General features: G+C 73.2%; 24 protein-coding genes. 11 read left to right on the forward strand and 13 right to left on the reverse strand.

The features are described from left to right. Nucleotides 1-6 precede the first annotated feature (6 nt). From AB5J73_RS37395 to AB5J73_RS37405, 3 genes are all read right to left on the reverse strand, one after another. On the reverse strand, nucleotides 7-2,010 hold the full coding sequence (locus AB5J73_RS37395; RefSeq protein WP_370963529.1) for a neutral/alkaline ceramidase: 2,004 nt from the start codon (nucleotides 2,008-2,010) through the stop codon (nucleotides 7-9). Nucleotides 2,011-2,406: 396 nt separating this feature from the next. Further along, nucleotides 2,407-3,432 carry an LLM class F420-dependent oxidoreductase gene (locus AB5J73_RS37400; RefSeq protein WP_370963530.1) on the reverse strand — a complete coding sequence of 342 codons (1,026 nt, stop codon included), beginning with the start codon at nucleotides 3,430-3,432 and terminating at the stop codon, nucleotides 2,407-2,409. A gap of 9 nt (nucleotides 3,433-3,441) precedes the next feature. After that, nucleotides 3,442-4,362, reverse strand: a complete 921-nt coding sequence (locus tag AB5J73_RS37405) for an oxygenase MpaB family protein (protein WP_370963531.1) — start codon at nucleotides 4,360-4,362, stop codon at nucleotides 3,442-3,444. 84 nt (nucleotides 4,363-4,446) lie between these two features. Here AB5J73_RS37405 and AB5J73_RS37410 point away from each other — a divergent pair, with 84 nt between their 5' ends. The 5 genes from AB5J73_RS37410 (at nucleotide 4,447) to AB5J73_RS37430 (ending at nucleotide 9,243) form a co-directional block, all read left to right on the forward strand. Next, complete coding sequence (locus AB5J73_RS37410; protein ID WP_370963532.1) at nucleotides 4,447-5,037, forward strand: TetR/AcrR family transcriptional regulator; 591 nt, start codon at nucleotides 4,447-4,449, stop codon at nucleotides 5,035-5,037. A 52-nt stretch (nucleotides 5,038-5,089) separates the two neighbouring features. Continuing rightward, a complete protein-coding gene (locus AB5J73_RS37415; protein WP_370963533.1) occupies nucleotides 5,090-5,875 on the forward strand; it encodes an IclR family transcriptional regulator in 786 nt (261 codons plus the stop codon). 95 nt (nucleotides 5,876-5,970) lie between these two features. Next, a complete protein-coding gene (locus AB5J73_RS37420) occupies nucleotides 5,971-7,794 on the forward strand; it encodes a glycosyl transferase (RefSeq protein ID WP_370963534.1) in 1,824 nt (607 codons plus the stop codon). A gap of 17 nt (nucleotides 7,795-7,811) precedes the next feature. After that, nucleotides 7,812-8,660, forward strand: a complete 849-nt coding sequence (locus AB5J73_RS37425; protein WP_370963535.1) for a DUF4397 domain-containing protein — start codon at nucleotides 7,812-7,814, stop codon at nucleotides 8,658-8,660. Beyond that, on the forward strand, nucleotides 8,650-9,243 hold the full coding sequence (locus tag AB5J73_RS37430) for a class F sortase (protein ID WP_370963536.1): 594 nt from the start codon (nucleotides 8,650-8,652) through the stop codon (nucleotides 9,241-9,243). Before AB5J73_RS37425 ends, AB5J73_RS37430 begins: the two co-directional genes overlap by 11 nt. Here AB5J73_RS37430 and AB5J73_RS37435 read toward each other — a convergent pair. From AB5J73_RS37435 to AB5J73_RS37460, 6 genes are all read right to left on the reverse strand, one after another. After that, nucleotides 9,240-10,343: an LLM class flavin-dependent oxidoreductase gene (locus AB5J73_RS37435; protein ID WP_370963537.1), complete on the reverse strand. Its 1,104-nt coding sequence runs from the start codon at nucleotides 10,341-10,343 to the stop codon at nucleotides 9,240-9,242. The two genes, AB5J73_RS37430 and AB5J73_RS37435, sit on opposite strands and share 4 nt — an antisense overlap. Further along, complete coding sequence (locus AB5J73_RS37440; protein ID WP_370963538.1) at nucleotides 10,340-11,350, reverse strand: ABC transporter substrate-binding protein; 1,011 nt, start codon at nucleotides 11,348-11,350, stop codon at nucleotides 10,340-10,342. Before AB5J73_RS37440 ends, AB5J73_RS37435 begins: the two co-directional genes overlap by 4 nt. Then, nucleotides 11,337-12,041: an ABC transporter ATP-binding protein gene (locus AB5J73_RS37445; RefSeq protein WP_370963539.1), complete on the reverse strand. Its 705-nt coding sequence runs from the start codon at nucleotides 12,039-12,041 to the stop codon at nucleotides 11,337-11,339. Before AB5J73_RS37445 ends, AB5J73_RS37440 begins: the two co-directional genes overlap by 14 nt. Beyond that, on the reverse strand, nucleotides 12,026-12,841 hold the full coding sequence (locus AB5J73_RS37450) for an ABC transporter permease (protein ID WP_370963540.1): 816 nt from the start codon (nucleotides 12,839-12,841) through the stop codon (nucleotides 12,026-12,028). The genes AB5J73_RS37445 and AB5J73_RS37450 overlap by 16 nt, the downstream gene beginning before the upstream one ends. A 125-nt stretch (nucleotides 12,842-12,966) precedes the next feature. Continuing rightward, a complete protein-coding gene (locus AB5J73_RS37455; RefSeq protein ID WP_370963541.1) occupies nucleotides 12,967-13,677 on the reverse strand; it encodes an MBL fold metallo-hydrolase in 711 nt (236 codons plus the stop codon). Between the two features lie 57 nt (nucleotides 13,678-13,734). Beyond that, nucleotides 13,735-14,886: a helix-turn-helix domain-containing protein gene (locus tag AB5J73_RS37460; RefSeq protein WP_370963542.1), complete on the reverse strand. Its 1,152-nt coding sequence runs from the start codon at nucleotides 14,884-14,886 to the stop codon at nucleotides 13,735-13,737. Between the two features lie 6 nt (nucleotides 14,887-14,892). Here AB5J73_RS37460 and AB5J73_RS37465 point away from each other — a divergent pair, with 6 nt between their 5' ends. Next, nucleotides 14,893-15,258, forward strand: a complete 366-nt coding sequence (locus tag AB5J73_RS37465; RefSeq protein ID WP_370963543.1) for a hypothetical protein — start codon at nucleotides 14,893-14,895, stop codon at nucleotides 15,256-15,258. Between the two features lie 5 nt (nucleotides 15,259-15,263). Here AB5J73_RS37465 and AB5J73_RS37470 read toward each other — a convergent pair whose 3' ends face one another. Beyond that, nucleotides 15,264-16,139, reverse strand: a complete 876-nt coding sequence (locus tag AB5J73_RS37470) for a LysR family transcriptional regulator (RefSeq protein ID WP_370963544.1) — start codon at nucleotides 16,137-16,139, stop codon at nucleotides 15,264-15,266. A 96-nt stretch (nucleotides 16,140-16,235) separates the two neighbouring features. Between AB5J73_RS37470 and AB5J73_RS37475 the strand changes: the two genes are divergently transcribed. Then, nucleotides 16,236-16,841 carry a dihydrofolate reductase family protein gene (locus AB5J73_RS37475; RefSeq protein ID WP_370963545.1) on the forward strand — a complete coding sequence of 202 codons (606 nt, stop codon included), beginning with the start codon at nucleotides 16,236-16,238 and terminating at the stop codon, nucleotides 16,839-16,841. Here AB5J73_RS37475 and AB5J73_RS37480 read toward each other — a convergent pair. After that, nucleotides 16,810-17,784 (reverse strand): zinc-binding dehydrogenase, encoded by a 975-nt coding sequence (locus AB5J73_RS37480; RefSeq protein WP_370963546.1) that lies wholly within the window; start codon nucleotides 17,782-17,784, stop codon nucleotides 16,810-16,812. The genes AB5J73_RS37475 and AB5J73_RS37480 overlap by 32 nt on opposite strands. Before the next feature lie 79 nt (nucleotides 17,785-17,863). Between AB5J73_RS37480 and AB5J73_RS37485 the strand changes: the two genes are divergently transcribed. After that, a complete protein-coding gene (locus tag AB5J73_RS37485; RefSeq protein ID WP_370963547.1) occupies nucleotides 17,864-18,433 on the forward strand; it encodes a TetR/AcrR family transcriptional regulator in 570 nt (189 codons plus the stop codon). Here the strand turns inward: AB5J73_RS37485 and AB5J73_RS37490 are convergent. After that, nucleotides 18,389-19,525 carry a hypothetical protein gene (locus AB5J73_RS37490; RefSeq protein ID WP_370963548.1) on the reverse strand — a complete coding sequence of 379 codons (1,137 nt, stop codon included), beginning with the start codon at nucleotides 19,523-19,525 and terminating at the stop codon, nucleotides 18,389-18,391. The two genes, AB5J73_RS37485 and AB5J73_RS37490, sit on opposite strands and share 45 nt — an antisense overlap. A 455-nt stretch (nucleotides 19,526-19,980) precedes the next feature. After that, nucleotides 19,981-20,493, reverse strand: a complete 513-nt coding sequence (locus AB5J73_RS37495) for a DinB family protein (protein ID WP_370963549.1) — start codon at nucleotides 20,491-20,493, stop codon at nucleotides 19,981-19,983. Between the two features lie 44 nt (nucleotides 20,494-20,537). Between AB5J73_RS37495 and AB5J73_RS37500 the strand changes: the two genes are divergently transcribed. The 3 genes from AB5J73_RS37500 to AB5J73_RS37510 are packed head-to-tail and all read left to right on the forward strand — an operon-like array spanning nucleotide 20,538 to nucleotide 24,873. Beyond that, nucleotides 20,538-21,401 carry a hypothetical protein gene (locus tag AB5J73_RS37500; protein WP_370963550.1) on the forward strand — a complete coding sequence of 288 codons (864 nt, stop codon included), beginning with the start codon at nucleotides 20,538-20,540 and terminating at the stop codon, nucleotides 21,399-21,401. 53 nt (nucleotides 21,402-21,454) lie between these two features. Beyond that, a complete protein-coding gene (locus AB5J73_RS37505) occupies nucleotides 21,455-23,125 on the forward strand; it encodes an ABC transporter ATP-binding protein (RefSeq protein WP_370963551.1) in 1,671 nt (556 codons plus the stop codon). Continuing rightward, a complete protein-coding gene (locus tag AB5J73_RS37510) occupies nucleotides 23,122-24,873 on the forward strand; it encodes an ABC transporter ATP-binding protein (protein ID WP_370963552.1) in 1,752 nt (583 codons plus the stop codon). The genes AB5J73_RS37505 and AB5J73_RS37510 overlap by 4 nt, the downstream gene beginning before the upstream one ends. The last annotated feature ends 32 nt before the right edge of the window (nucleotides 24,874-24,905 follow it).

Raw genomic sequence — 24,905 nt, forward strand, 5'->3', positions numbered from 1 at the left:
GTCCTTTCAGGAGACGAGGAAGGCGCGGGAGGTCCCGCCGAGCTGGGCGATGGCGCCGGTGATCCCGTGCTTCCAGGCGCCGAAGTGGACCACCCGGTACTTGCCTGCCGGGGTGTTCGCGGGGATGTCCCACGTGACTTCGGCGCGGGACTCGCTCACGAACGTCCGGGTCCAGCGGAACTTCGTGGCCCAGTCGCCGTCGTCGGCGTAGCGGACCCAGCGGCCGTCCGCGTACCGCTGGATCTCCAGGAACGTCCCGTCGCGGCGCAGGTCGTTCTTCGGGTGGCCGGTCACGAACGCGACCGCGACCTGCTCGCCGCGCCGGTAGCTGCTCTTCGCGTCGGTGACGACGTCGCCGAAGCTCTTGAGCAGCGGAGCGCTGTCGAAGACGACCCCGGGCTGGAAGTTGACGAGCTTGCCGCGCAGGTCGCGCGGAACCGGGCCGTGCGGCACCTCGGTACCCGCCTTCAGCGCGGCGGCGAGCTTCGCGAACTCCTGCTGGTACGCCGGGAGCGTGTAGCGGCCGAAGAGCGTCGACGCGCCTTCGTACTGCTGCGAGTCGTACTCCTCCGGCGTCGTCACGTACTGGCTGTAGGCGTTCGAGTAACCCTGCATCAGGACGTTCTCGAGCGGCACGCCGAGCGTCGACGCGACGGTCTTCCGGATCCGCAGCCCGGCGACGATCGTGTACTCGGCGGGCCCGGCGACCAGGTGCAGCTGCCCGATCCGGACGATCTGCAGCGGCAGCACCTCCGGCGCCCACGGGTACGGCTTCATCGCGCCGAACGGCACGGCGACGACCTTCGGCGCCTGCGCGTCCGCCAAGGCCTGCGGGATCGGCGCGTCGATGCCGCCGAGCCAGTCGATGAACGGGTTCTTGACGCCCTCCGGCAGCGGCAGGCCCGGGCCGTCTTCGGTGCTGCCGGCCAGCATGGAGACGCCGATCGCGGCGGTGCACGTGCGGTGCGGGCGGCCGTCCGGGGTGAACTCCGGGCCGACGTCGACGGCGGACATGTCCACGTACGTCAGCCGGTGGTCGACGCCGCCGGTGATCGGCTCGGCCGCCGCGTCGAACGCGCGTTTCGCCGCCTGGAACTGGAGTTCGCCGATGCGCCGGGTGTTCTCGAACTCCGTCTCGGGCGTGCCGGGCTGCAAGTTCAGGTTCGGCGTCATGTCGCCGGAGTTGGTCTGGGCGAAGGCGGCGACGAACCCGGGCGGGCCGTCGAGGTAGCGGACACCGGCGTGGTCGTGCTCCCACGCGTAGGCGGCGTACCCCTTGTTGTCGCTGCTGATCAGGTGGTTGCCGTTGCTCATCGACGTGCCGTGGGTGGCGAACCAGGTGATCGCGCCGACGTCCCGGCCGCCCTGGCGGAACCGCAGCACGGTCACCGCGGGGTCGATCGAGAGCGGGAAGTGGTCCTTGTCGGGGTTGCGCTCGAAGGCGACGCGGGACCGGTTGGCGCTGGCCTCGGTCAGCTCCGTGCGGCCGAGGCTGAGCTCGCCGGGCTTGAGGTCGTCGTGGGCCCGGCCGATCGCGTCGACGATCCCGGCGACGACGGCGTCGTAGGTCTGCTGCTGGAAGCCGAGGATCGACAGGTCGTACGCCGCGTAGTGCGAGTCGCCGCCGCACGCCGAGTGCGTGTGGGTGGCGTTGAGCAGGACGTTCTGCTCGCTGTAGCGGTCGCCGTACTTCCGGGCGAGCTCGCGCAGGACGCCCTGGTGGACGGACTGGAACAGCGCGCCCAGCTCGGCGGTGACGAAGACGATCCGGCGGGTGCCGTCGTCGACGATGTAGGCGCGCGCCCGGGTGCGCAGGTGGATGCCGGCGGTCTGCTGCTGCGGCATGGAGTAGCCCATCATGCCGTTCTCGGCCGCGGGCCCGGTGACGTCGCCGATGCCCACGCCCACCTGCAGCGCCGGTTCGGCAGCCTCGGCGGTTCTCGCCCCGAGCGCGGCGGCGAACGGGAGCGCGGTGGCTCCGGCCAGCACGGTACGACGACTCACCCGCATACGGTCTCCCGACTAACGTGAACGACTTTCGCGTTAGTCGGGACCGTACGTGACCCCGGTTACCCGGGCAACCCGGCAAAAGTGCCGACCCCGAGAGCCATGAGGGGCACCCTCATGGCTTCAGAGCCAGAGCCTCGGCAGATTCCCGGTCCGGTGACGACGCTCCACCAAGGTCGCGAATGACTCATTGGGGACCTCGGAGGTTCCCAATGAGTCATTCGCGACATCACAGCGGCCACCGGCGGCTCGCAAGGCCATGAACGGGTCGTTCACCTCGCCAGACGTCATGAACGACCCGTTCACGACGACCCGCGACCCCGGGCAGACGCGCACGACTTGCCGGGGGCCCCAGCTTTTCGAGCCATGAGGGTGCCGGAAAGTCCCCTTCAGGCCCGGTCAGCCCAGCGCGTCGGCGATCTTCGTCAGCGTCGCCGCGTCCCCGCGCAGCAGCAGCTGCGTCACCACCGTTTCCTCCCAGGCCTGCAGCTCGTCGCGGATCTTCGCCGGCGGCCCGATCAGCGAGGTGTCCTCGACCAGCGACGTCGGGATCGCGGCCGTCGCCTCCTCCTTGCGCCCGGCCAGGTACAGCTCCTGCACCTTGTCCGCCACGTCCTCGTACCCCAGCCGGGCGAAGACGTCGTGGTGGAAGTTCACGCTCTTCGCGCCCATCCCGCCGATGTACAGCGCCAGCGACGGCTTGATCCACGACGCCGCCTCCTCGACGTCGTCGTGCACGAGCACCGGGATCGAGCACGGGACCTCGAACGTCTCCAGGGTGTGCCGCGCCCCTTCCCGCGCGAAGCCCTCCTCCAGCGCCGCCTTGTAGAACCCGTTGCTCTTGGGCGAGAAGAACAGCGGGAGCCAGCCGTCGCCGATCTCCGCGGCCAGCGCGACGTTCTTCGGGCCCTCCGCGGCGAGGTGGATCGGGATCTCCGTGCGCAGCGGGTGCACCGTCGGCTTCAGCGCCTTGCCCAGCCCCGTCCCCCCGCGCAACGGCAGCTGGAAGTGCTGGCCGTCGAGCGTCACCGGGGCCTCGCGGGCGATCACCTGCCGGACGATGTCCACGTACTCCCGCGTCCGGGCGAGGGGCTTCGGGTACGGCTGGCCGTACCAGCCCTCGACGACCTGCGGGCCGGACGCACCCAGCCCGAGCACCATCCGGCCGCCGGAGAGGTGGTCGAGGGTCATCGCGCTCATCGCCGTGGCCGTCGGGGTGCGCGCGGACATCTGCACGATGTTCGTGCCGAGGCGGATCCGGCTGGTCGAGGCGCCGTACCAGGCCAGCGGCGTGAACGCGTCCGAGCCGTACGCCTCCGCCGTCCACACCGAGTCGAAGCCGAGCTCCTCGGCCTTGACCACGGCCTCCAGCGCGCCCGGGGTCGGGCCGCTGCCCCAGTACCCGACGTGGAATCCCAGCTTCACGAATGCCTCCTAGACGTTCGGCGCGTAGTGCTCGGGCTTGCCCCGCTCGGACAGCGGGGGCAGGTTCCTCCGTGGAGTCTCGACCACCGGCGCGCCGGGAGCCACCTCGCCGCGCCCGCGGCGCCAGCCGGCGCGGGCCCGCGGGTGGTAGCGGCGGTCGTGCGGGACGAGCTTGAACACGGCGTTGATCAGCTTCCCGGCCCGCCGGTGCCGGCGCGCGTCGCGCTCGGACCAGCGCAGGCCGAGCAGGTCGCGGATCTCGGGGTCGTAGAGCCCGGTCGTCAGCCAGACGAAGTTCTTCGCGATCAGCGCGCTCAGCGGCCGCCAGAGCGGGTCCGGCAGCCACGGCAGGAACGGCGGTTTCGCGATCCCGCGCAGGTCGAGGACGTCGCGGGTGGCCTTGTTGTCCTCGAGGACCTCGGCGCACATGTGCTTCCAGTAGCGCTGGAAGTCCGCCCAGCTCTCCGGCACCGGCCGCATGGTCATGTCGTACATCCGCCACCACGTGACGTGCTCGTCGAACAGCCGGCGCTTTTCGGCCTCGCCGATCCCGCCCATGAAGTGGTCGGCGATGAGGATCGTGCTGACGAAGAACGTCGAGTGCGCCCAGTAGTAGGTGTCGGGGTCGAGGGCGTGGTAGCGACGCCCCTTGGCGTCGACACCCTTGATGCGGTCGTGGTAGCCGCGGACCTGCAGAGCGGTCGCGTGGGCGCGCGGGCCGTCGTAGACGACGCCGCCGATCGGGTAGAGCGAGCGGAACAGCCGCTGCCAGCGCTCCTCGAAGAACCGCGAGTGCTGCTCGACGCCGGCACCGAGACCGGGGTGCATGTTCTGCATCGACCCGGCCCACAGCGCGATGAGCAGGCCGCGCCAGTCGCCGAAGTACTTCCACGTCAGCGAGTCGGGGCCCAGCGGTTCGGGGGCGTCCATCGGCGGCTCCTAGTCGAGTCGAACTGACTACGGCTGTTGTCAGGCTAGGATCTGACAACACACGTAGTCAACCGAGGAGTGATCATGCCGGGCCGCACGTGGGCGGGCACGACCCTGGACGACCGCAAGGCGCAGCGGCGCGAGCAGCTCGTGGCCGCCGGCCTCGAACTGCTGGGCACCGACGGGTCGGCCGGGACGAGCGTCCGCGCGGTGTGCCGGCACGCGAAGCTGACCGAGCGCTACTTCTACGAGAGCTTCGCCGACCGCGAAGAGCTGGTCGCCGCGGTGTACGAGCACGTCGGCGAGCAGGCGCGGCAGGCGCTCGTGGCCGCGGTGCGGGACGCGCCGAGCCCGGTCCTGCGGGCCGAGAACGCCGTGCGCGCGTTCGTCGAGCTGATCGTCGACGACCCGCGCCAGGGCCGGGTCCTGCTGCTCGCCCCGCTGACCGACCCCGCGCTGACCCGCCGGGGCCTGCACCTGCTGCCGGTCTTCGCCGCGCTCGTCGGGGAGCAGCTGTCCCACGGCGACGACACCGAACGCCAGATGGTCGCTGTCGGGCTGGTCGGCGCGCTGAGCAACGTCTTCATCGCCTACCTCGACGGATCGCTGAAGGTCTCGCGCGAGCGGCTCGTCGCCCACTGCGTGAAACTCGTGCTCGGCGCCGACGATCACTGACCTCACCTCCGACCTGGTGACAGTCGCGCGGGCGATCGGGCACACTCAACCCATGCGTACCGCTGGGCGGAACGAGGGCGTGAGCGGCGACGGCCTCGTCGCGGCCCGGCTCGCCGCGCTCCTCGAAGCCTTCCGGCCGGGCGACGAGACCCTGGGCGTCTCCGAACTGGCCCGCCGGACCGGGCTGGCGAAGACGACGGTGCACCGCCTCGTCGGGCACCTCACCGGCACCGGCCTCCTCGAGCGCGAAGCCGGCGCGGTGCGGCTCGGGCTGCGGCTGTTCGAAATCGGCCAACTGGCCTCACCCCGCCGGGGACTGGTCGAGGCGGCCCGGCCCTACCTCGCCGACCTGCGCGAGGCGACGCGCAACACCGTCCACCTCGCCATCCTCGAAGGCACCGAAGTCGTCTACCTCGACGTCTTGCGCGGCCCGGACGCGCCGACGCTGCCCTCGCGCATCGGCGGCCGGTTCCCCGCGCACGCCACCGGGGTCGGCAAGGCGATCCTCGCCTTTTCTCCGGAATCCGTGGTGAACCAGGTGATCGACGCCGGATTGCCCCGGATGAGCCCGAAGACGATCACCGCGCCCGGCCTGCTCCGACGGCAGCTCACGCGGATCCGGGAGGACGGGATCGCCTTGGAGCGCGAGGAATCCGGCGTCGGCGTCGTGTGCGCGGCCAGCCCGCTGCTCGACTCGCGCGGCGTCGCGGTCGCCGCCGTCTCGATTTCCGGGTGGGCCAACCGGATGCGGACCGAACGGGTTGCGCCCGCCGTCCGGACGGTGGCACTCGCGTTGACCCGGACACTCTCCGGCTCCACTCGCGACAGTCGGAAATAATCTTGCCGGACAAGGGTTTCGCGGTGCATAGGCCGTCCGGCTGACATAATCGTCCCGAGCTGGACCGGTGATCGGGAGCGGCTACGATCCGTCCAATGGCCCAGCACAGCGCGGAAACGACCGGCCCGGGCCGCTCCCCCGCGACGATTCCCGGGCCGGCGGTCACCGGCTCCTCCGCCGCGCACCGGTTGCTGTCGCTCGACGTCGTGCTCGCGCTCCTGGCGCTGGCCGGCGGCCTGCGGGTGCTGTACCTCGCCGCGCCCGCGCCGGCCCTGCCCGCCGAAGCCGCGAACGTCGCCCACGCCTACGCGCTCGGCCACCTCACCCCGTTCACCGACGCCGGCGGCGCCGGGATCAGCCGGTTCGGCTGGTGGCAGCTCTCGGCCTACACGATGGTCACCGACGCGTTCGGGCGGTCGGCGACGGCACTCGCGGCGGTCCGCGAAGCCGTGCTCATCGCCGCGGTGCTCAGCGCCCTGCTGCTCTGGTTCCTGGCGCGCCGGCTCGGGTTGACGCGGTGGGCGGCCGCGGCCGCGGTGCTGCTGCTCGCGGCGTCCCCGCTCGCGCTCGGCCTGCAGCGGCTGGTCGTCGTCGAGCACCTGGCGGTGGTGTGGGCGCTGGGCGCGCTGGTCCTCATCACGAAACCCGGCGCGCGGATCCGCCACGATGCCCTGGCCGCGGCCTGCCTGCTCGCGGCCGTGCTCACTTCGCCGCTGGCGCTGGTCTTCCTGCCCGCGGCGGGCTGGCTGCTGGTGCGGCGCGCGCCGGCCCGCGCGGCCTTGGTGGCGGTGCTGCTCAACCTCGGGCTGGGCATCGCGTTCGGCCCGGCGGCCGCCGCCCTCCGGCCGCACCTCGCCGACAGCGGCCGCCCGTCGGTCGCCGACTGGGTCGCCCTCGACCCGGCGTGGGCGGTGCTCTCGACCGTGGCGCTGGTGGCCGCGCTGGCCGTGACCGCCTTGCGGCCGTTCGCGGTGTCCGGCCTGCTCCTCGTGGCGGCCCTGCTCGTTCCCGGCGTGCCGGACACCGCCGTGCTCGCGCTGCTGCTGCCGCTCACCCCGCTGCTGCTGGCCGCGCTCGTCCAAGCCCTGTCGCGGCAACCCGTCTCGGCGCACCGGTGGAACCCCGGCCGCGGTCCCGGCCGGGCGCTGGCCGCGGTCGTCCTCCTCGCCGTGGTCGCCGCCGGCTGGACCTACGGCTACCCGGCCCTGCGGCCGACGACCGACCGCGGCGGGCCGCTCACCGAAGCGCAGGAGTGGTTGCGGGCCAACGCTTCCGGCGCCCGGGTGCTGGTCGACGACGGCGCCTGGGCCGAGCTCGCCAAGGCCGGCTGGCCGACCGGGTTGCTCGTCCCGCCCGCCGCGTGCGCGGCCACCTGCCCGCCGGTCGAATGGGCGGTCTTCGCGGACGGCGCCACCGACCTCCGTGGCCGCTACCCCGCCATCGGCACCGCCTTGGCGGAGGCCGGCGCGACCGCGGTGTTCGGCACCGGCGACCGCGCGGTCACCGTGTCCCGCCTCGGCCTGCCGGCCGCCGACCCGGCCGCGCCGTCGGAGGAGTCCGCCCGCACCCACGCGGGCGAAGCCCTCGCGGCGTCGGCCCGGATCACCCTGCCCCCGGACGCCGCCGCCGTACTGCGCGCCGGTCAGGTCGACCCGCGGCTGATCGCGACGATCGCCGCGCTCGCGGCGCTCCGCCCGGTCAGCGTCGGGGCGTTCCCCGCCGTCCCCGGCGAAGACCCCGCCGGCCAGCCGCGCCGCCAGGTGCTCCTGACGGCGGGCAAGGACGCCGTGGCCGCGTTCTACACCGGCCAGCGCGACCTGTTCCGCCCGACCTCGGTCACCGAGACCGCGGCCGGCGTGCTCGTCACCTACCCGCTGTTCGCACCCCCGGGACTGCTGGTTCCGTTCTCCTCCCCCTGACGGCGAAAGGACCTCCCATGCGCACCCTCCCGTCCAGACTGCTCAGACCCGGCGGGCTGACCGCCGCGGCCCTCCTGCTCGTCGCGCTGGCGCCGGTGACGGCCGAGGCGGCGACCGCCCCCGGCCCGGGCGTCGGCTGGATCCGGGTCGGCCACCTGTCGCCGAAGGTCCCGCCGGTGGACATCTACTTCGCCCCCTTCGGGCAAGCCGAAAAGGTCGTCATCCGCAAGGCCGGCTACGGCGCCGTCACGCCGTACTCCTCGCTCGACCCCGGCAAGTACACGCTGTCGATGCGGCCTGCCGACGCCTCGTCGAGCACGCCGCCCGCGCTGTCGGCCACCATCGAAGTCGCCGAGCGCAGCGCCTACTCGCTGCTGGTGTTCGCGAACGGCCCGGACGGCACGCTCAAGGGCGACCTGGTCACCGACGACCTCAGCGCGCCCGCCGCCGGCAAGGGCCGGGTCCGGGTGGTCGAAGGGTCGGCGGCGATCGCGCCGGTCACCGTGGCCGGACCGCAGGGCGTCACCCTCGCCAGGGACGCGGCCTACGGCCAGACGTCGTCCTATGTGGACGTTGCGGCGGGACGCTGGCCGCTGCAGCTCTCGGGCGGGGCGGTGAAGTCGGCCGCCGACGTCGACGTCAAGGCGGGCTCGTCGACGACGCTGCTGGTCACCGAGAACTCCGGAGCGCTGAAGGCGAACGCCATCGCCGACGGCGCCTCGCTGCCCGAACCGCCGAAACTGGGCGTCGAGACCGGCGGTGGCGGCACCGCGCCGTCGTCCGGTACCCCGCTCTGGCCGGCGCTGGCAGCGGTGGGGTTGCTGGCCGCGCTGCTCGGGGGACGCCGGGCGGCTCGTGCGCGCTGACCTCGGCGCGCTGCTCGTCGCGGCGCTGCTGGCCGGAGGCTGCTCGGCGGCCCCGGCCGCACCGCCACCCGCCGTCCGGGCCCCGTCCGCGCCCCCGGCGGCGACCGGGCCCCTGCCGCTGCCCGCCGCGGCCGACGTCCGCCCGGTGCGGCTGCGCATCCCCGCCATCGGCGTCGACGCACCCGCGCTCGTCCCGCTCGGGCTCGGCGCGGACCACCAGCTCGAAGCGCCCGCGCGCTTCCAGGACGTCGGCTGGTACGCCGCCGGACCGGTGCCGGGTGACCCCGGCCCGGCGGTGATCGCCGCGCACGTCGACTCCCGCGCCGGACCGGCGCCGTTCTTCCGGCTGCGCGACCTGCACGGCGGCGACCAGGTGTTCGTCGCGCGCTCGGACGGCCAGGAGACCCGGTTCGTCGTGGACGCCGTCCAGCGCTACCCGAAGGACGCGTTCCCGACCGACGCGGTGTACGGGCCCGCGCCGGGCAGCGCGCTGCGGCTCATCACCTGCGGCGGCAGCTTCGACGCGGCGAAACGCTCGTACCGCGACAACATCGTCGTCTACGCCTCGACCCGCTGGGCCTAGAACTCCTTGATCAGCCCGCGCCGCGCCAGCTCCGGCCGGACGCCGTCGCCGAACCAGTACGCCTCCTCCAGGTGCGGGTAGCCCGACAGCACGAACTCGGTCACGCCGGCGCTGTGGTACTCCTCGATCAGGTCCGCGACCTCGCCGTGGCTGCCGACCAGCGCGGTCCCGGCGCCGCCGCGGACCAGGCCGACACCGGCCCAGAGGTTCGGGTGGATCTCCAGGCCGCGGACGCCGCCGTCGGTCCGGCCGCCGTGCAGCGCCACCATCCGCTGCTGCCCCACCGACTCGCTCGCCGCCAGCTGCGCCTGCGCCTTGGCGACCTGCTCCGGGCTCAACGCGTCCAGGAGCTTCTGCGCCTCCGCCCAGGCATCGGCCGAGGTGTCGCGGGAGATCGTGTGCAGCCGCACGCCGAACCGGATCGGCCGGTCGCCCGCCAGCTCGCGGACCTTGCCGATCTTCTCCGCGACCTGCGCGGGCGGCTCGCCCCAGGTCAGGTAGACGTCGGCGTGCCGGGCCGCGACCGGCAGCGCGGCCGGTGACGAGCCCCCGAAGTAGATCGGCGGGACCGGGTCCGGCGCGGCCAGCGTCGTCGCGCCTTCGACGCGCAGGTGCTCGCCTTCGAACGTGAACGGCTGCCCGGACCAGACCCCGCGCACGATGGTCAGGAACTCGTCGGTGCGCGCGTAGCGGGCGTCGTGGTCGTGCCAGTCACCGAAGCGCCGCTGCTCCACGGCGTCGCCACCGGTGACGATGTTGAGCAGCACCCGCCCGGCCGACAGGCGCTGGAACGTCCCCGCCATCTGGGCGGCGAGCGTCGGGGAGATGACGCCGGGCCGGAACGCGACCAGGAACTTCAGCCGGGTCGTCTCGCGGATCAGCGCGGCCGTGGTGAGCCACGCGTCCTCGCACCATGTGCCGGTCGGGGTCAGGACCCCTTCGAAGCCCTGCCGCTCGGCGGCGCGGGCGACCTGGGCGAGGTAGTCGAGATCCGGCTGACGCTGCGCCGACGGGCCCTGGGACCGGTTGGCGTGGAAGCGTTCCACGATCGTGCGGCCGTCGCCGCTGGTGGGCAGGAACCAGTGCAGCCTGATGCTCATCCGTTGCTCCTCGCCTGGTCCAGGTCAGGGGCGAACCGCCGGTCGGCGAACGCCGCGAAGTCCACCTTGCCCGGCAAAGTCTTCTCTTCGGTGAACGCGTCCGCGAGCTGCTGCTCGGACGCGATCACGGAGTCGTCCAGCGCGATCGGCAGGTCACGCCCGGCGTCGACCGCCTTCTGCGCCACTTCGAGCTTCAGTCCGGTCTCCTTCGCCCAGGCCGCCGCCCATTCCGCCCGGTGCGTGTCGGCCCACTTCTGCGCTTTGACCACGCGGACGGCGAAGTCGCGCAACGCCGAGTTCTTGCCGGGGTCGGCCAGCGCGACGGTGCCCGCGGTCAGGAACCCGAGGCCGTTGGAGGCACCGCGACCGTCGGCCAGCACTCGGGCGTGCGCTTCGAGCTGCGCCTGCGCGGTGTAGGGGTCCCAGATCGCCCAGGCGTCGATCGTGTGCTGGGTGAACGCGGCATAGGCCTCCGCCGGCTGCAGGAAGTTCAGCTTCACGTCCTTTGTGGACAGTCCGTTGTTGTGCAGGGTGTTCAGCAGCTGGCCGTGGGCCGAGGTGCCCTTGCCGACACCGATCGTCTTGCCCTTCAGCTCGGCCACGCCGCGCAGCGGCGAATCCGGCGGGACGAGCACGGCCTCCCGCTCGACGTTGCTGCGCGAAACGCTGATCACCTTGATCTTCGCCTTCGCCGCGGCCGCGAAGATCGGCGGCGTGTTGCCGACGCGGCCGGTGTCGATCGCACCGGCCGACGCGGCTTCCAGCAGCGGCGGGCCGGAGGTGAAGGTGGCCCATTCGATCCTGTACGGCGTCCCGGCCAGCAGACCGGCCGCGGTGAGCAGCGACTTGACGCCGCCCTTCTGGTCACCGACCTTGAGCGTCACCTTCGCCAGGTCCGCCGCGCTCACCGGGCCCGGCACGGCCGCCTGGTCGGTACCGGTCGCCGAGCCGCACCCGGCCAGCACGACCGCGGCCGCGACCGCGGCCACTCCCCTACGCCACAGCATCTTCGGTCACTCCCAGGTCCGCCAGCACGCGGCGGCGGAGGTCGTCGTGGTCGTCGGTTTCGCGCGGCCGGTGGGTGGCCACGATCCGGCCGCCGTCGAGCACCAGGACCCGGTCGGCGAGGCGCAGGGCCTCGTCGACGTCGTGGGTCACCAGCAGCACGCCGGGCCGGTGCCGCCGCCAGAGGTCCAGCACCAGGCCGTGCATCGCGATGCGGGTCAGCGCGTCAAGGGCGCCGAACGGCTCGTCGAGCAGCAGCAGGTCGGGTTCGCGCACCAGCGCGCGGGCCAGCGACACGCGCTGCGCCTCGCCGCCGGAGAGCGTGAGCGGCCAGTCGTCGGCGTGCTCGGTCAGCTGGACCTCGGCGAGCGCTTTCTCGGCCAGTGCCCGGTCGCGGGACCTGGTGACGCCGTCCTGGCGCAGGCCGAGGACGACGTTGCGCCAGACCTTCCGCCACGGCAGCAGTCTCGGCTGCTGGAACGCGACCGAGACCGTGCCGGTGACTTCCGCGCCGCCCTCGACGTCGCCGTCGAGCCCGGCCAGGACGCGCAGCAACGTAGACTTTCCGGACCCGCTGCGGCCCAGCAGGGCGACGAACTCGCCGCGCTCCACGGTCAGATCGAGTCCACTGAGGACGGTGCGGTCGCCGAACCGCTTAGTGAGGTCGCGGACCTCGGCTACCGGGTTCGCCACCGCAGCACCTTCCGTTCGAGCAGCCGGACCAGCGCGTCGGTGACCAGGCCGAGCAGGGCGTACAGGACCAGGCCGACGACCACGACGTCGGTGCGCAGGAACTCCCGCGCGTTGTTGATGAGGTAGCCGACGCCGGCGTCGGCGTTGACGGTCTCGCCGACGATCAGCGCGAGCCAGGCGATGCCGAGCGACTGCCGCAGCCCGACGAGCGCCTGCGGCAGCGCACCGGGGATGACGACGTGCCAGAGCCGTTCCGCGCGGCTGAACCCGAGCGCCCGCGACGCTTCGACGAGGTTCGGGTCGGCGCTGCGGATTCCCGAGTGGACGTTGAGGTAAAGCGGGAAGGCCACGCCGAGCGCGACCAGCACGATCTTCGTTTCCTCGCCGATGCCGAACCACAGGATGAACAGCGGGATCAGGCCGAGGAACGGCAGCGTGCGCAGCATCTGCACCGGCGGGTCGACCAGCACCTCACCCCAGCGGGACAGCCCGGAGACGATGCCGAGGACCACCCCGACGACGGCGCCGATCGCGAACCCGGCGCCGACCCGGCCGAGCGAAACCGCGAACGCGTCACCGAGTTCGCCGCTGCGCGCGACCTCGACACCGGCCTGCACGACCGTCCACGGTGAACTGAGCTTGTCGGGCGGCAGGACGCCGGTGGCGCTCGCGAGCTGCCAGGCGGCCACGAGCACCACCGGGCTGATCCAGCGCCGGAGGTCGAGGCGCCGCGCCTTGCGCGGTGGCCGGTGGCCGGCCGGCCGGGCGCGCGCGAGCACGCCCGTGGTGGAAATCGACACGGATTTCTCCCGGGGACGGGGGTTTCTTCGATTGCGTGGCCCCGACCTTCCGGCCCTTGGGAAGGGAAGTCAATCCGCGCCCACTCCGTGAACGCCCCGCGTTTCAGCCCGTGGAACGGCTTGGCTCAGCCGCCGAACATGACCTTCCATTCGTCGAGCGACCGCGGCCGGTAGACGAAGTTGCTGCGCTTGACCTCCGACAGCGCGGCCGACGGCTCGGCCGAGTACTGGTGCCCCGGGTAGACGACGGGATCCCCGGCCAGCCCGGCGAGCGCCTGCAGGCTGCGGTAGATCTCTTCGGCGTCCCCGCCGGGGAAATCGGTGCGGCCACAGCCTTCGAGGAACAGCGTGTCCCCGGAGACGAGCTTGTCCTCGACGAGGAAGCACTGGCTGCCCGGCGTGTGCCCGGGCGTGTGCAGCAACCGGATCGGGATGGCACCGACCTCGAGGACGTCGTCGTGGTCGTGCGCGCACAGGTCCGTCCCGGACACCCCGGTGACCCGCCGCACCCACTCGGTCTCGGCCCCGTTGACGTGGATCGGCACCTGCTCGACGGCCAGCAGCTCGGCGATCCCGGGGAGCGAGAAGCCGAGCATCTCGCCCCCGACGTGATCGGGGTGGTGGTGCGTGGCGAGCACCCCGGTCAGCCGCATCCCGTCGTTCTCGAGCACGTCCAGCAGATCCCGCACGGCGTAGGCGGGATCGACGATCACCGCGTCCCCGCTCTCGCGGTCGCCGATCAGGTAGGCGAAGTTCAGCATCTGCGTGGCCACCGGATCCCCGACGGCGAAGTCGCGGCCGGCGAGCAGCTGCCGGAAGTAGAGCCGATCAGTCATGCCGGACACCTTACGGTCCGCCCGCCGCCGAGGTGGCGGCCCGGACGAGGGATCGCGTCAAGCCGTCTTGAGGAGCCCCATCCGGTCCGCCATGCCCCGCACCTCGCGGGCGACGCCTTCCCGGCGCGTCCGAGCGAGCATGGTCGAGATGATCTCTCGCACGAAGGGATTGCTCCGGGTGCGGATGTGCCCGAGCTTCTCCGCGCGGACGAGCAGTGCGACGACCTCCTCGTCCGGCCTGCGGATGCCGTAGAGCGCACGTGCGTGCTCGATCAGGAACGTCGTCCGGCGCGAATCGATGGCCAGCTCCCCCGGATCGATGCGGTCGGCGAGCCGCGCGGCTTCGGCGTGGTCCCCGCGCTCGAGCGCGGACGAAATACGCCAGAGGACGACATTGACCGGACTGAACAGCAGGAAGTTCTTGTTCCCGTGTTCGACGTGCTCCGCCAGCCCGGCCGCTTCATCGAGGGCCGCGGTCGCGTCCCCACCCAGCACGGACTCGGTGTACCCGGTGGTCAAGGTGAGTGCACCGCGCACGTCGTAGGCATCAGCCGGGACACCGTCGAGGGCTCGTTCGGCGAGCTTCGCCGCACGCCGGTGCGCGCCGAGCCCCGACAGGGCCTGCGTGCGCGCGAACTCGGCCAAGGCGATCCAGCCGGGCTCCCCCAGCCGTTGCGCGGCCTCGTGTCCCCGATCCGCGGCTATCCAGGCCAGCTCGAACGCACCGAGTCCCTTCGTGAGGAGCGCGGCGGTGTGGGTGGCGGTCACCAGCGAACGCAACGCTTCGGGTTTGTCCACGTGGGTGTGCAGTGCCACCAGCAGATCGGGGAGCCGAGCACCCACCTCGGCATCCTGGTTCGCCTGCCGGAGCGCGGCCAGCAACTGCGTCTCCGACAGAAGCGCAGCGAGCTCACCGACCGGCGATTCCGCGCCCTCGAGGTCCGTGCTCAGCAGCGCGTCGCGGATCGCCGGAACGGCGGTGCCCGCCTGCGGGTCGCGGATCTCCAGTCCGTCGCCGGTGATGTCGTACAAGCTGACGCGCAACGCCCCGGCGATCGCCACGAGTGTCGAGCGCTTGTCGATCGCCGAGCGTTCGTTCTCGATCTTGGACAGGTAGCCCTTCGACAAGCCGGACAGGCCGGCCAGCTGGTCGAGCGACATACCGCGCCAGCGGCGGAACCGTCGAATCGTCACGCCGATCGAGTCCATGCGGACATGCTACTCAGCCGGGTTTCCTCCAAGGAAACGTTTGTGAACTGCGCGTTTGTAGATTTCCTGACCATGCGTGATCATTTGCTCACTCCGCGAACCTGCCCAGGCTCCGACCCGAAGGCGGTGATCTACATCGACCCGGAGGGAATCCACCCGATCGTCGACGGGGAATGGCACCGTGCCCGGCTGACCGGCATCCCGCAGGCCGGGCAGAGCGTCATGATGCTGTGCGGCGTCACCGCCTCCGCCACGTTCCGGCCGCTTGATCAACGCCGGGACCACGGGGTACCGACAGCGTGCTCACGCTGCGACTCGATCCACCGCCGGGAACGCGGCATCCCCCAGCAGCACACTCGACAGAGCGGCTGAAGGGGCTAGCTGTCCGCCGGGGTGGCGGCCCGGACCAGCGCCGCCAGGACCGCGGCCACCGCCGGGGGGTCCGGGGGATCGCCGTACGTGGCCGCGTGGATGCGGCGGTGGGCGCCCGGCAGCTCGGTCGCGTGGATGTCCGGGTGGCGGTGGGCCGCCAGGGCGAGGCCGGGCAGCGTGGCCACGCCGGTGCCCGCCGCGACCAGGGACTGGACCACCACCATGTCGTCGCTGTGCGCAGCGATTCGCGGGGTGAAGCCCGCTCGGCCGCACACCGCGTCCAGCTCCGCGCGGCAGTGGTCGCAGCCGCCGATCCAGGCGGAGTCGCGGTGGGCGGCCAGCGTGTCGCCCGGGTGGCGGCTGATGATGTGGATCGGGTCGTCGGCGAGGTGGCGGAACCGGAAGCCCTCCCCCTCGAGCCGGGAACCGGCGTACTGGAAGACCAGGGCGACGTCGAGGTCGCCGCGGCGCAGCAGGTCCAGGGCCTCCGCCGGGTGCTGGTCGGCCAGGCTCAGCTCCAGTCCCGGGTGGTCGCGCGCCAGGGCGGCGGCCGCTTTCGGGACCAGGGTGCTCAGCACGGACGCGTTCGCGGCCAGCCGGACGCGCCCGGCGCGCAGGCCGATCTGGGCGGCCAGTTCGGTGGCCGCCGCGTCGACGCGGCCGACGATCTCGGCCGCGCGGTCGGCGAGCAGCCGCCCTTCCTGGGTCAGGCGGATGCCGCGGCCGACGCGCTGGACGATCTTGGCGCCGGTGGCCGCTTCCAGTCGGGACAGGTGGTGGCTCACCGACGGCTGCGAATAGTGGAGCTCGCGGGCCGCGCCGGTCACCGACCCGTGCCGGGCCACCGCGGCCAGGACCTTGAGCTGGACCAGGCTGAGCATTCATCGAAGATATCAATGCTTCGACACCGCGATTGGCATTGGACGTCATGTCCGGCCCGGTCCATCCTGGTGCGAATCCCCGAGGAGGGCACGACGATGACGGTGACCTGCGATCTCACGATCACGCTCGACGGCTACGCGGCCGGGCTCAACCAGACCGAGCAGCGCCCGTTCGGCGACGACGGCGGCGACGGCTGGGGCGACCGGCTGCACGCCTGGTACGGCGAAGGCCACGACGAGCACCCGGCCGAGTTCGACCGGATGCTCACCGCCAAGGCGTTCATCATGGGGCGCAACATGTTCGGCCCGGTGCGCGGCCCGTGGGACCGGCCGTGGACGGGCTGGTGGGGCGAAAACCCGCCGTACCACGGCCCGGTCTTCGTGCTCACCCACCACCCGCGCGACCCGCAGCCGATGGCCGGCGGCACCACGTTCCACTTCGTCACCGACGGCATCGAGGCCGCGATGGACCGCGCGCGCGAAGCGGCCGGCGACGGCGGCATCTCCGTCCACGGCGGCGCGACCACCGTCAACCAGTACCTCGCCGCGGGCCTGGTCGACGAGCTGCGGCTGCACGTCTCGCCGTTCACCCTCGGCGCCGGCGTCCGGCTGTTCGACGGCGTGCCGCCGCTGAACCTCGAGCAGGTGGACTCACGCACGACGCCATCGGTCACGCACCTGCGGTACCGCGTGCTCCGCTGAAGCTCGCCGTGGTCAGCACGAGCCGGCCGAAGACCCCGCCCGCGTCCAGCTTCCGGTGCCCCGCCTCGGCTCGCTCCAGCGGCAGCACCTCGTGCACGACCGCCCGCAGGCCACCGGCGAAGAGGTCGGCGATCGCGGCGGACCGGTCGGCCACGGGCACGGTGTCCGCGCTGAAGGTCGCGAAGGACAACGACCGGCGGAACGCCGTGAACAGCTCTTTCCCGAAGTCCGCGGGCGGCTCGCCGGCCATGATCCCGACGGCCACCAGACGGCCGTTGGGGTTGAGCTTGGTGAAGAACGACGGGAGGTCCGGACCGGCGACGACGTCGAGGATGACGTCGAAGCCCTCCGCGCCCCCGCCGTCGCGGCCGAGCACGTGCGTCGCGCCCAGCTCCCGCAGCCGTTCGCCGCGCTCGGGCGACGACGTCGTCACCGCGATCGCCCCGGCCCCGCCGCGGGCCGCCAGCTGGACCGCCATGGTCCCGATGCCGCCGGCCGCGCCGCGCACCAGCACCGACTCGCCCGGGGCGAACCGGGCGTGGCGCAGGCCGAAGTGGGCCACCATGTCGGAGCTGCCGAGCGTCACCGCGTCGACCGGTGACAGGGCCGGCGGGAGCAGGACGAGCGTCTCGACGGGGGCGACCGCCTGCTCGGCGTACCCGCCGCCGACACCGGCGAAGGCCCAGACCCGCCGTCCGATCCACGCCCGGTCGACGCCCTCGCCGACCGCGGCCACCGTGCCGGCGATCTCGCCGCCGAGGACGTGCCCGGGCCGGAAGCCGTAGGCCGCGAGCGCGCCGCTGCGGATCAGCGCGTCGACACCGCCGACGCCGATTGCCTCAGTGGTGACCAGTACCTGCCCGCCGGCCGGGTCCGGGGCCGGGAGGTCGACGACGGCCAGCCCTTCAGGGCCGCCGAATTCCCGCACCGCGACTGCTTTCACTGTCTTCTCCGTCGTTCCGGGGTCCATGATCGACGCGGACGGTAACGGACGCCCCCGTCCGGTTGGCTAAACTGAGGGAGTGACCGAGGTTTTGCCTCACCTCCGGCGTTCCGACGCCCGGGACAACCGCGAACGCATCCTCGAAGCGGCCCGCGCGGTGTTCGCGGCCGACGGCCTGGCGGTGCCGATGCGCGAGATCGCCCGGCGCGCCGAGGTCGGCCCGGCGACCCTGTACCGCCACTTCCCGACCAAGGAAGCGCTGGCCACCGAAGCGTTCGCCGACCAGATGCGCGCGTGCTACGCGATCGTCGACGAAGGACTCGCTGACCCCGATCCGGGGCGCGGCTTCACCTCGGTGATCGAGAACCTGTGCGAGCTGTACGCCCGCGACCGGGGCTTCACCGCGGCGTTCACAGCGGTGTTCCCGCACGCGCTGGACTTCGCGGCGGACCGCGAACGCGCGGTGAAGTCGATCGCGGAGCTGACCCGCCGGGCCCGCGAAGCCGGTCACCTGCGCCCGGACGTCGGGCTCGACGACGTGATCCTGATCCTCATGGCCAACGGCGGCATCCAGGCCGCGTCACCGGCGGCCCACGTCGCGGCTTCACGGCGTTTCGCCGCTCTCGCGATCCGGGGCTTGCGGGCCTGACGCCCACTGGTGGCCGCTCCCCTGGTGCAGGGCGGCGTACGCGCGGTCCCGGAGGACGTTGGCCTCGTGGTCGGACAACGTTGCGCCCAGCGGGCGGAGCACCAGGCGGACCAGCAGGTTCTTCTGCCCGCGGTGCGCCCCGAGCCGGGCGAGCGCGGCCGCCGGCAGTTCCGCGCACGGCGTCTCCTGGCGGATCTCGACCGACTCGACGACGTCGGCTTCGTCGCCGAGCGCGTCCCGGACGCGGTCACCGAGGTCTTCGGCCCGGTCGTCCGCGTCGACCGCGATCGAGAGGTCGCGGCGCACGGGCGGCAGCGCGGACACCGGCCGGTAGGGCGCGAGGTCGGTCAGCTGAGCGGCGACGGCCGGTTCGGCCGACCGCAGGAGCCGGATGTCGGGAATGCCCTTGCGCAGCATCACCATCCGGTCGAGCCCCATGCCGAGCGCGAGCCCGGACCACCCGGGACCGAGACCGGCGCGCGCGAGCACGGCGGGGTGCGCGAGCCCGCACTCGGCGACCTCGACCCAGCGGCCGTCGTGCTCGACGTCGAGCTGCGCACCGTCCACTGTGTACGGATGGCGGCGCGGCTCGAGCCGCCACCTCGCGTCCGGCACGAGCGCGGCGACCATGTCCTCGAGGTCGGCCCGGCCGCGGGGGCCGCGGGTGATCCGCCACAGGTCGAGCTGGTGCGGCGTGCCGCTGTGCAGCCGGTCGATGCTGTCGCGCCGGTAGACGACGCCGGGGCAGACGAGCAGGACGTCGTCGGCCGGGCAGGCGGCCAGCGCCCGCAGCGCCGCGGGGACCATGGCGGTGGAGTGGCTGCGCAGAACGTGGTCGCGGTCGACGTACCGGGTGTAGCGGGCGTCGCGGGTGACGTCGGCGGGGTCGTAGCCGAGGTTGTCGTAGTTGTCGGCGACGGTGACGATCCGATCGCCGGGCCACCACCGCACGGCACAGCGCCATCGGGCGGCGAGCGCATCGACGGCCTGGCCGACGACGAGCTGCACGGCATGGGTTCCGGCCCGCGCATCGGTGAGATCCCGGACGGCGAGCGCACGGGTGAGCTGGGCAGGGGTGAGTGGTTCGGGCATGGGTGGGCCTCCGGGGTGAGCGGGTCGCGTGGAGGGACGGCTCCCCCTGGCCCGGGCGCTCCGGCGAGGTCAGTGCAGGCGGCGTCGCACCTGATCCCGGCCGTCAGCACATGCCGACGGCGGACGTGGCACCGGAACCCCGCTGGCACCCGCGAAGGGCCAGGGGGCCGGTAAATCGGCGGTACTCCGCAACGACGGCCACAAACCAAGGTTAGCGGCGCCGTCACCCGGATTTCCGCGTCGCCGCAGGGGGTCGCCGCCGGCCCACCGCTCGCGAGCGCCCGCCGGCCGCACCCGGGCGCCGGTCGCTGCCAAGCGGATCCCGCGCCGGCCGAAATCCCGGTCTGATCCCGCTCGCCGGCGGCCACCACCGCCTGCCCCCTTTCACCAACGGCGTGTCCCGCCCGGTCCGTCACCTCGGACCGTGCGTTCCCGCCGAACGGCTCACCCCTCCCTCACTCGCCCACCTCCCCGTCCGCCAGCTCGCGCAGCACGTCCAGGTGTCCCACGTGCCGCGCCGTCTCCTGGACCACGTGGGCCACCACCCAGCGCACCGTGAACTCCGACCTCCGCCGCGTCCGGTCGTCCGGGCCCAGCCGGCGCAAGGCCTTCTCCGCTCGGCCCCACTCCGCGCGGTACGCCGCGACCACGGACTCCGGGGTGTCGGACTCCGCCAGGTCCCAGCTCGGGTCCGGGGTTCCCGCCCACAGCGACGGCAGGTCCGCCCCGCCCGCCTCGATGCACAGCCACCAGCGCTCCACCGCCGTCAGGTGCTTCACCACACCCAGCGCGCTCAGCCGCGGCGAAGTGGGCAACGGGGTCGCTGCCGCCAGTGGACGTGGCAAGCCCGCCAGCTTGTTCACCGCCGTCGCGCGGAGGAACTGCAGGAAGTCCAGCTGAAGGCGCAGTTCGTCGGCCGCCAGCCTCGCGGGCCAGCGGCGGTGCGTCTTCGAACTCGTGTTCGACATGACCGCAACGTACCCCACGGGTCCGACAAAATAGAGTGATCGGCATGTGGTGGGGACTGCTCTGCGCCTTGGGCGCGGCTATCGCGTACGGCGTCGCTTCGGTGATGCAGGCGGTCGCCGCGCAGGCGACCGACACCGGGGCCGACGGCGGCGTCGATCCGAAGCTGCTCGTGCGCGTGCTCGGCCAGTGGAAGTTCGTCCTCGGCCTCGCGCTGGACATCCTGGGGTTCGGCGCGCAGATCGCCGCCCTGCACGTCCTCCCGCTGTTCGTCGTGCAGGCCGCGCTCGCCGCGAGCCTCGCCGTCACGGCCGTCGCCGCGCGGTTCCTCGGGGTGCGGCTCGGGCGCCGCGAGTGGGCCGCCGTTGCCGTCGTCTGCGCGGGGCTCGCGCTGCTCGGGGCCGCCGCCGAAAGCGAAGGGTCCGATCCCGTCGGGCTCGGGTTCCGGCTGGTGCTGATCGGCGCGGTCGTCGTGCTGGCCGGCGCCGGGATCGCCGCGGGGAAGGCGAGCCGCCGGGTGCGGACGCCGGCGCTCGGGCTCGTCGCCGGGCTGAGCTTCGGGGTCGTCGCCATCTCCGGGCGGATCATCCCGAGCCTCGCGCCGCTCGACCTGCTCACCGATCCCGCGACCTACACCGTCGCGGTCGCGGGCGGGATGGCGATGTTGTTCTACGCCACCGCGCTGCAACGCGGGAGCGTCACCACGTCCACGGCGATGATGGTGCTCGGCGAGACCGTGTTCCCGTCGCTGATCGGCGTGTTCGCGCTCGGCGACCGCACGCGGCCGGGCTTCGCGGTCGTCGCCGTCGCCGGGTTCGTGCTCGCCGTGGCCGCCGCGCTCGCGCTCGCGCGGTTCGGGGAACCGGCCACCGAGCCGCGGACTGAGACGAAGCCGACCGTTTTCCCGTAACTCTTTTACTTAGACTAGCCTTACCTATCCACGACGCGGACAGGGAGGCGCGGGTGAGCACGACGGGACGGGAAGTCCTCCGCCGGTCGATCGCCGGGCAACGACGATCGGTGACCCTCGCGGCGCTGCTGACAGCGTGCCACCAGGGCGGCGAAGCGCTGGTGCCGGTGGTGATCGGCGTGGTGATCGACCAGGCCATCGCCGACGGATCGGTGGGCACGCTCCTGCTCTGGCTCGCGGTGCTGGGCGTCCTCTTCGCCGCGCTGTCGACCAGCTACCGGCTGGGCGCCCGCTTCGGGGAGCGCGCCGCGGAACGCGCGGCCCACGAACTCCGGCTCGACGTCGGACGCCGGGTGCTGCACCCGGGCGGCGTCGCCGACTCCGGGACACTGGCCGGCGAACTGGTCAGCATCGGGACGTCGGACGCGAAGCGGGTCGGCACGGTCAACGGCGTCCTGCCGTTCGCCGCGGCCGGGCTGGCCGGGCTGCTGGTCAGCGCCGTCGCGCTGCTGACCATGTCGCTGCCGCTGGGCCTGCTCGTGCTGCTCGGCACGCCGCCGATGCTGTACCTGGCCCACCTGATCGGCAAGCCACTGGAACGCCGCAGCGAGGCCGAGCAGGAGCGGTCGGCGTTCGCGTCCGGCATCGCCACCGACCTCGTCGCCGGGCTGCGCGTGCTCAAGGGCGTCGGGGCCGAAAGCGCCGCCGTCGACCGCTACCGCCGCACCAGCCAGGACTCGCTGAAGGCGACGCTCCGGGCGGCGCGCGCCCAGGCCTGGCACAACGGCACGCTGCTGGCGCTCACCGGCGTCTTCATCGCGGTGGTCGCGCTCGTCGGCGGAAACCTCGCCGCGGCGGGCGACATCAGCGTCGGCGACCTGGTCGCCGCGGTCGGGCTCGCGCAGTACCTCATCACGCCGTTCACGATCTTCTCCTGGGTCAACGGCGAACTCGCGCAGGGCCGCGCGTCGGCCGCGCGCATCGCCGACGTGCTCAACGCGCCGCACGCGGTCGGCGCCGGGGACGCCACGCTGCCGGTCCCGGCCGCCGGGCACGTCAAGCTGGCCGCGCTGAACCGCGGTGCACTGCGAGACGTCGGGTTCGAAGCCCGGCCCGGCGAGCTGCTGGGCGTGGTCGCCACCGACCCGGCCGCCGCGACGGACCTGCTCGACTGCCTCGGCCGCGCCGCCGACCCGGCGAGCGGCTCGGTGTCGGTCGACTCGGTCGACCTGTCCACTGTGGACCCGAGCCGGGTCCGGGAGGTGGTGCTGGTCGCCGCGCACGACGCCGACCTGTTCGCCGGCACCGTCGCCGAAAACGTCGAAACCGGGCCCAGGACCGCCGAAGCGATGACCGCGGCGGCCGTCGACGAGGTGGCCGGCGCGCTGCCGGACGGCGTCGCGACCGCCGTCACCGAACGCGGGCGGTCGCTGTCGGGCGGGCAGCGCCAGCGGGTCGCCCTCGCCCGCGCACTCGCCGCGGACGCGCCGGTGCTCGTGCTGCACGACCCGACGACCGCGGTCGACACCGTCACCGAGGCGCGGATCGCCGCGGGACTGGCCGAACTGCGGCGCGGCCGCACGACGATCCTCGTGACCACCAGCCCGGCGCTGCTCGCCGCGACCGACCGCGTCGTCCTGCTCGACGACGGGCGCGTGACCGGCGAAGGCAGCCACGCCGACCTGGCGGGCCGGGATGACTACCGGGCGGCGGTGCTCTCATGACCCGTGAACTCCTCCCTGTGGCCGACGGCCGCCGGATCCGCGCCGTCGTCGGCGAGCTGCTCGGCCGCGCCAAGGGGCGCACGGCCGCGGCGGCCACGATGCTCGTCGCGGCGACGGCGATCGGCCTGCTCACCGCGCCTCTGCTCGGCCGGGTCGTCGACCTGGTCGCGACGCGCCACCCGGCCGCCGACCTCGTCACGCCGGTCGTCGGCCTGGTGCTGGTCGCGCTGGCCCAGGCGATCGCGACCGCCATCGGCGTGTCGATGGTGGCGCGCCTCGGCGAGACGATCCTTGCCGAGCTGCGGGAACGCTTCGTCGAGCGAGCCCTCGGGCTGCCGCTGGAACAGCTCGAGCGCGCCGGCTCCGGCGACCTCACCGCCCGCGTGACCAACGACGTTTCCGTCGTCGCGGAAGGCGTCCGGCAGGCGCTGCCCGAGCTGGGCCGGTCGGTGCTCACCGTCGTCCTGACGCTGGGCGCGCTGGCCGTGCTGGACTGGCGGTTCCTGCTGGCCGCGCTGGTGGCCGTGCCGGTCCAGCTGTGGACCGTGCGCTGGTACGTGCCGCGCGCGAAGCCGTTGTACGCCAGCCAGCGCGAGGCCGTCGGCGCGCAGCAGCAACAGCTGTTGGACACGATCGGCGGGGCGAAGACGGTCCGCGCGTTCCGGCTGGCCGACACGCACCTGGAGCGGGTGCGGCAGCGCTCCGACGGCGCCGTCGAGCTGGCGCTGCGCGGAATCCGGCTGGTGACGCGGTTCTACGCGCGGCTCAACCTCGCCGAGTTCCTGGGGCTGTCCGCCGTGCTGGCGATGGGGTTCCTGCTGGTCGGCGCGGACGCCGTGTCGGTCGGCGTGGCGACGGCGGCGGCGCTGTACTTCCACAGCCTGTTCGGGCCGATCACCACCGCGCTCGCGCTCGTCGACGACGCGCAGGCGGCCGCGGCGAGCCTGGCGCGGCTGATCGGCGTCGCCGACCTGCCCGCCGAGGCCACCCCCGCGCAGCCGGCCCGGCCGGTCGACGCGTCGGTGAAGACGGCGGGCATCGGGTACTCCTATGTGGACGGTCACCCGGTGCTGGGCGACGTCGACCTCGCCGTCGCCCCCGGCGAACGGGTGGCGCTGGTCGGCGCGAGCGGCGCCGGGAAGACGACGCTGGCCAAGCTGATCGCCGGCATCCACCGCCCGGCCACGGGTTCGGTCACCCTCGGCGGCGTCCCGCTCGACGAGCTGGGCCCGGCGGCCACCCGCCGGACGGTCGCGCTGATCAGCCAGGAGGTCCACGTCTTCGCCGGTCCCCTGGCCGACGACCTGAGGCTGGCGCGCCCGGCGGCGACCGACGCCGAACTGCGGGCCGCGCTGGCCAAGGTGGGCGCGCTGACGTGGGTTTCGTCCCTGCCGGACGGTCTCGCGACGGTCGTCGGCGAAGGCGGCCACCAGCTGACCGTGACTCAGGCGCAGCAGCTCGCCCTGGTCCGGCTGGTGCTGGCCGACCCGCCGATCGCGATCCTCGACGAGGCTACGGCGGAAGCGGGCAGCGCCGGCTCCCGGGTGCTGGAGTCGTCGGCCGCGGCGGCGCTGGAAGGCCGGACGGCGCTGGTGGTGGCGCACCGCCTGACGCAGGCGGCGGCGTCGGACCGGATCGTGGTGCTCGACGCGGGCGCCGTGGCGGAGTCCGGGACCCACGACGAGCTGGTCGCGGCGGGCGGCCAGTACGCGAAGCTCTGGACCGCCTGGTCCGGCCAGCGCGCCTGACCTGCCGAGCACGCGAAAGCGCCGGGAGCCAC

Origin of the sequence: Amycolatopsis sp. cg9 (assembly GCF_041346945.1) — a bacterium.
GTDB lineage: Bacteria > Actinomycetota > Actinomycetes > Mycobacteriales > Pseudonocardiaceae > Amycolatopsis.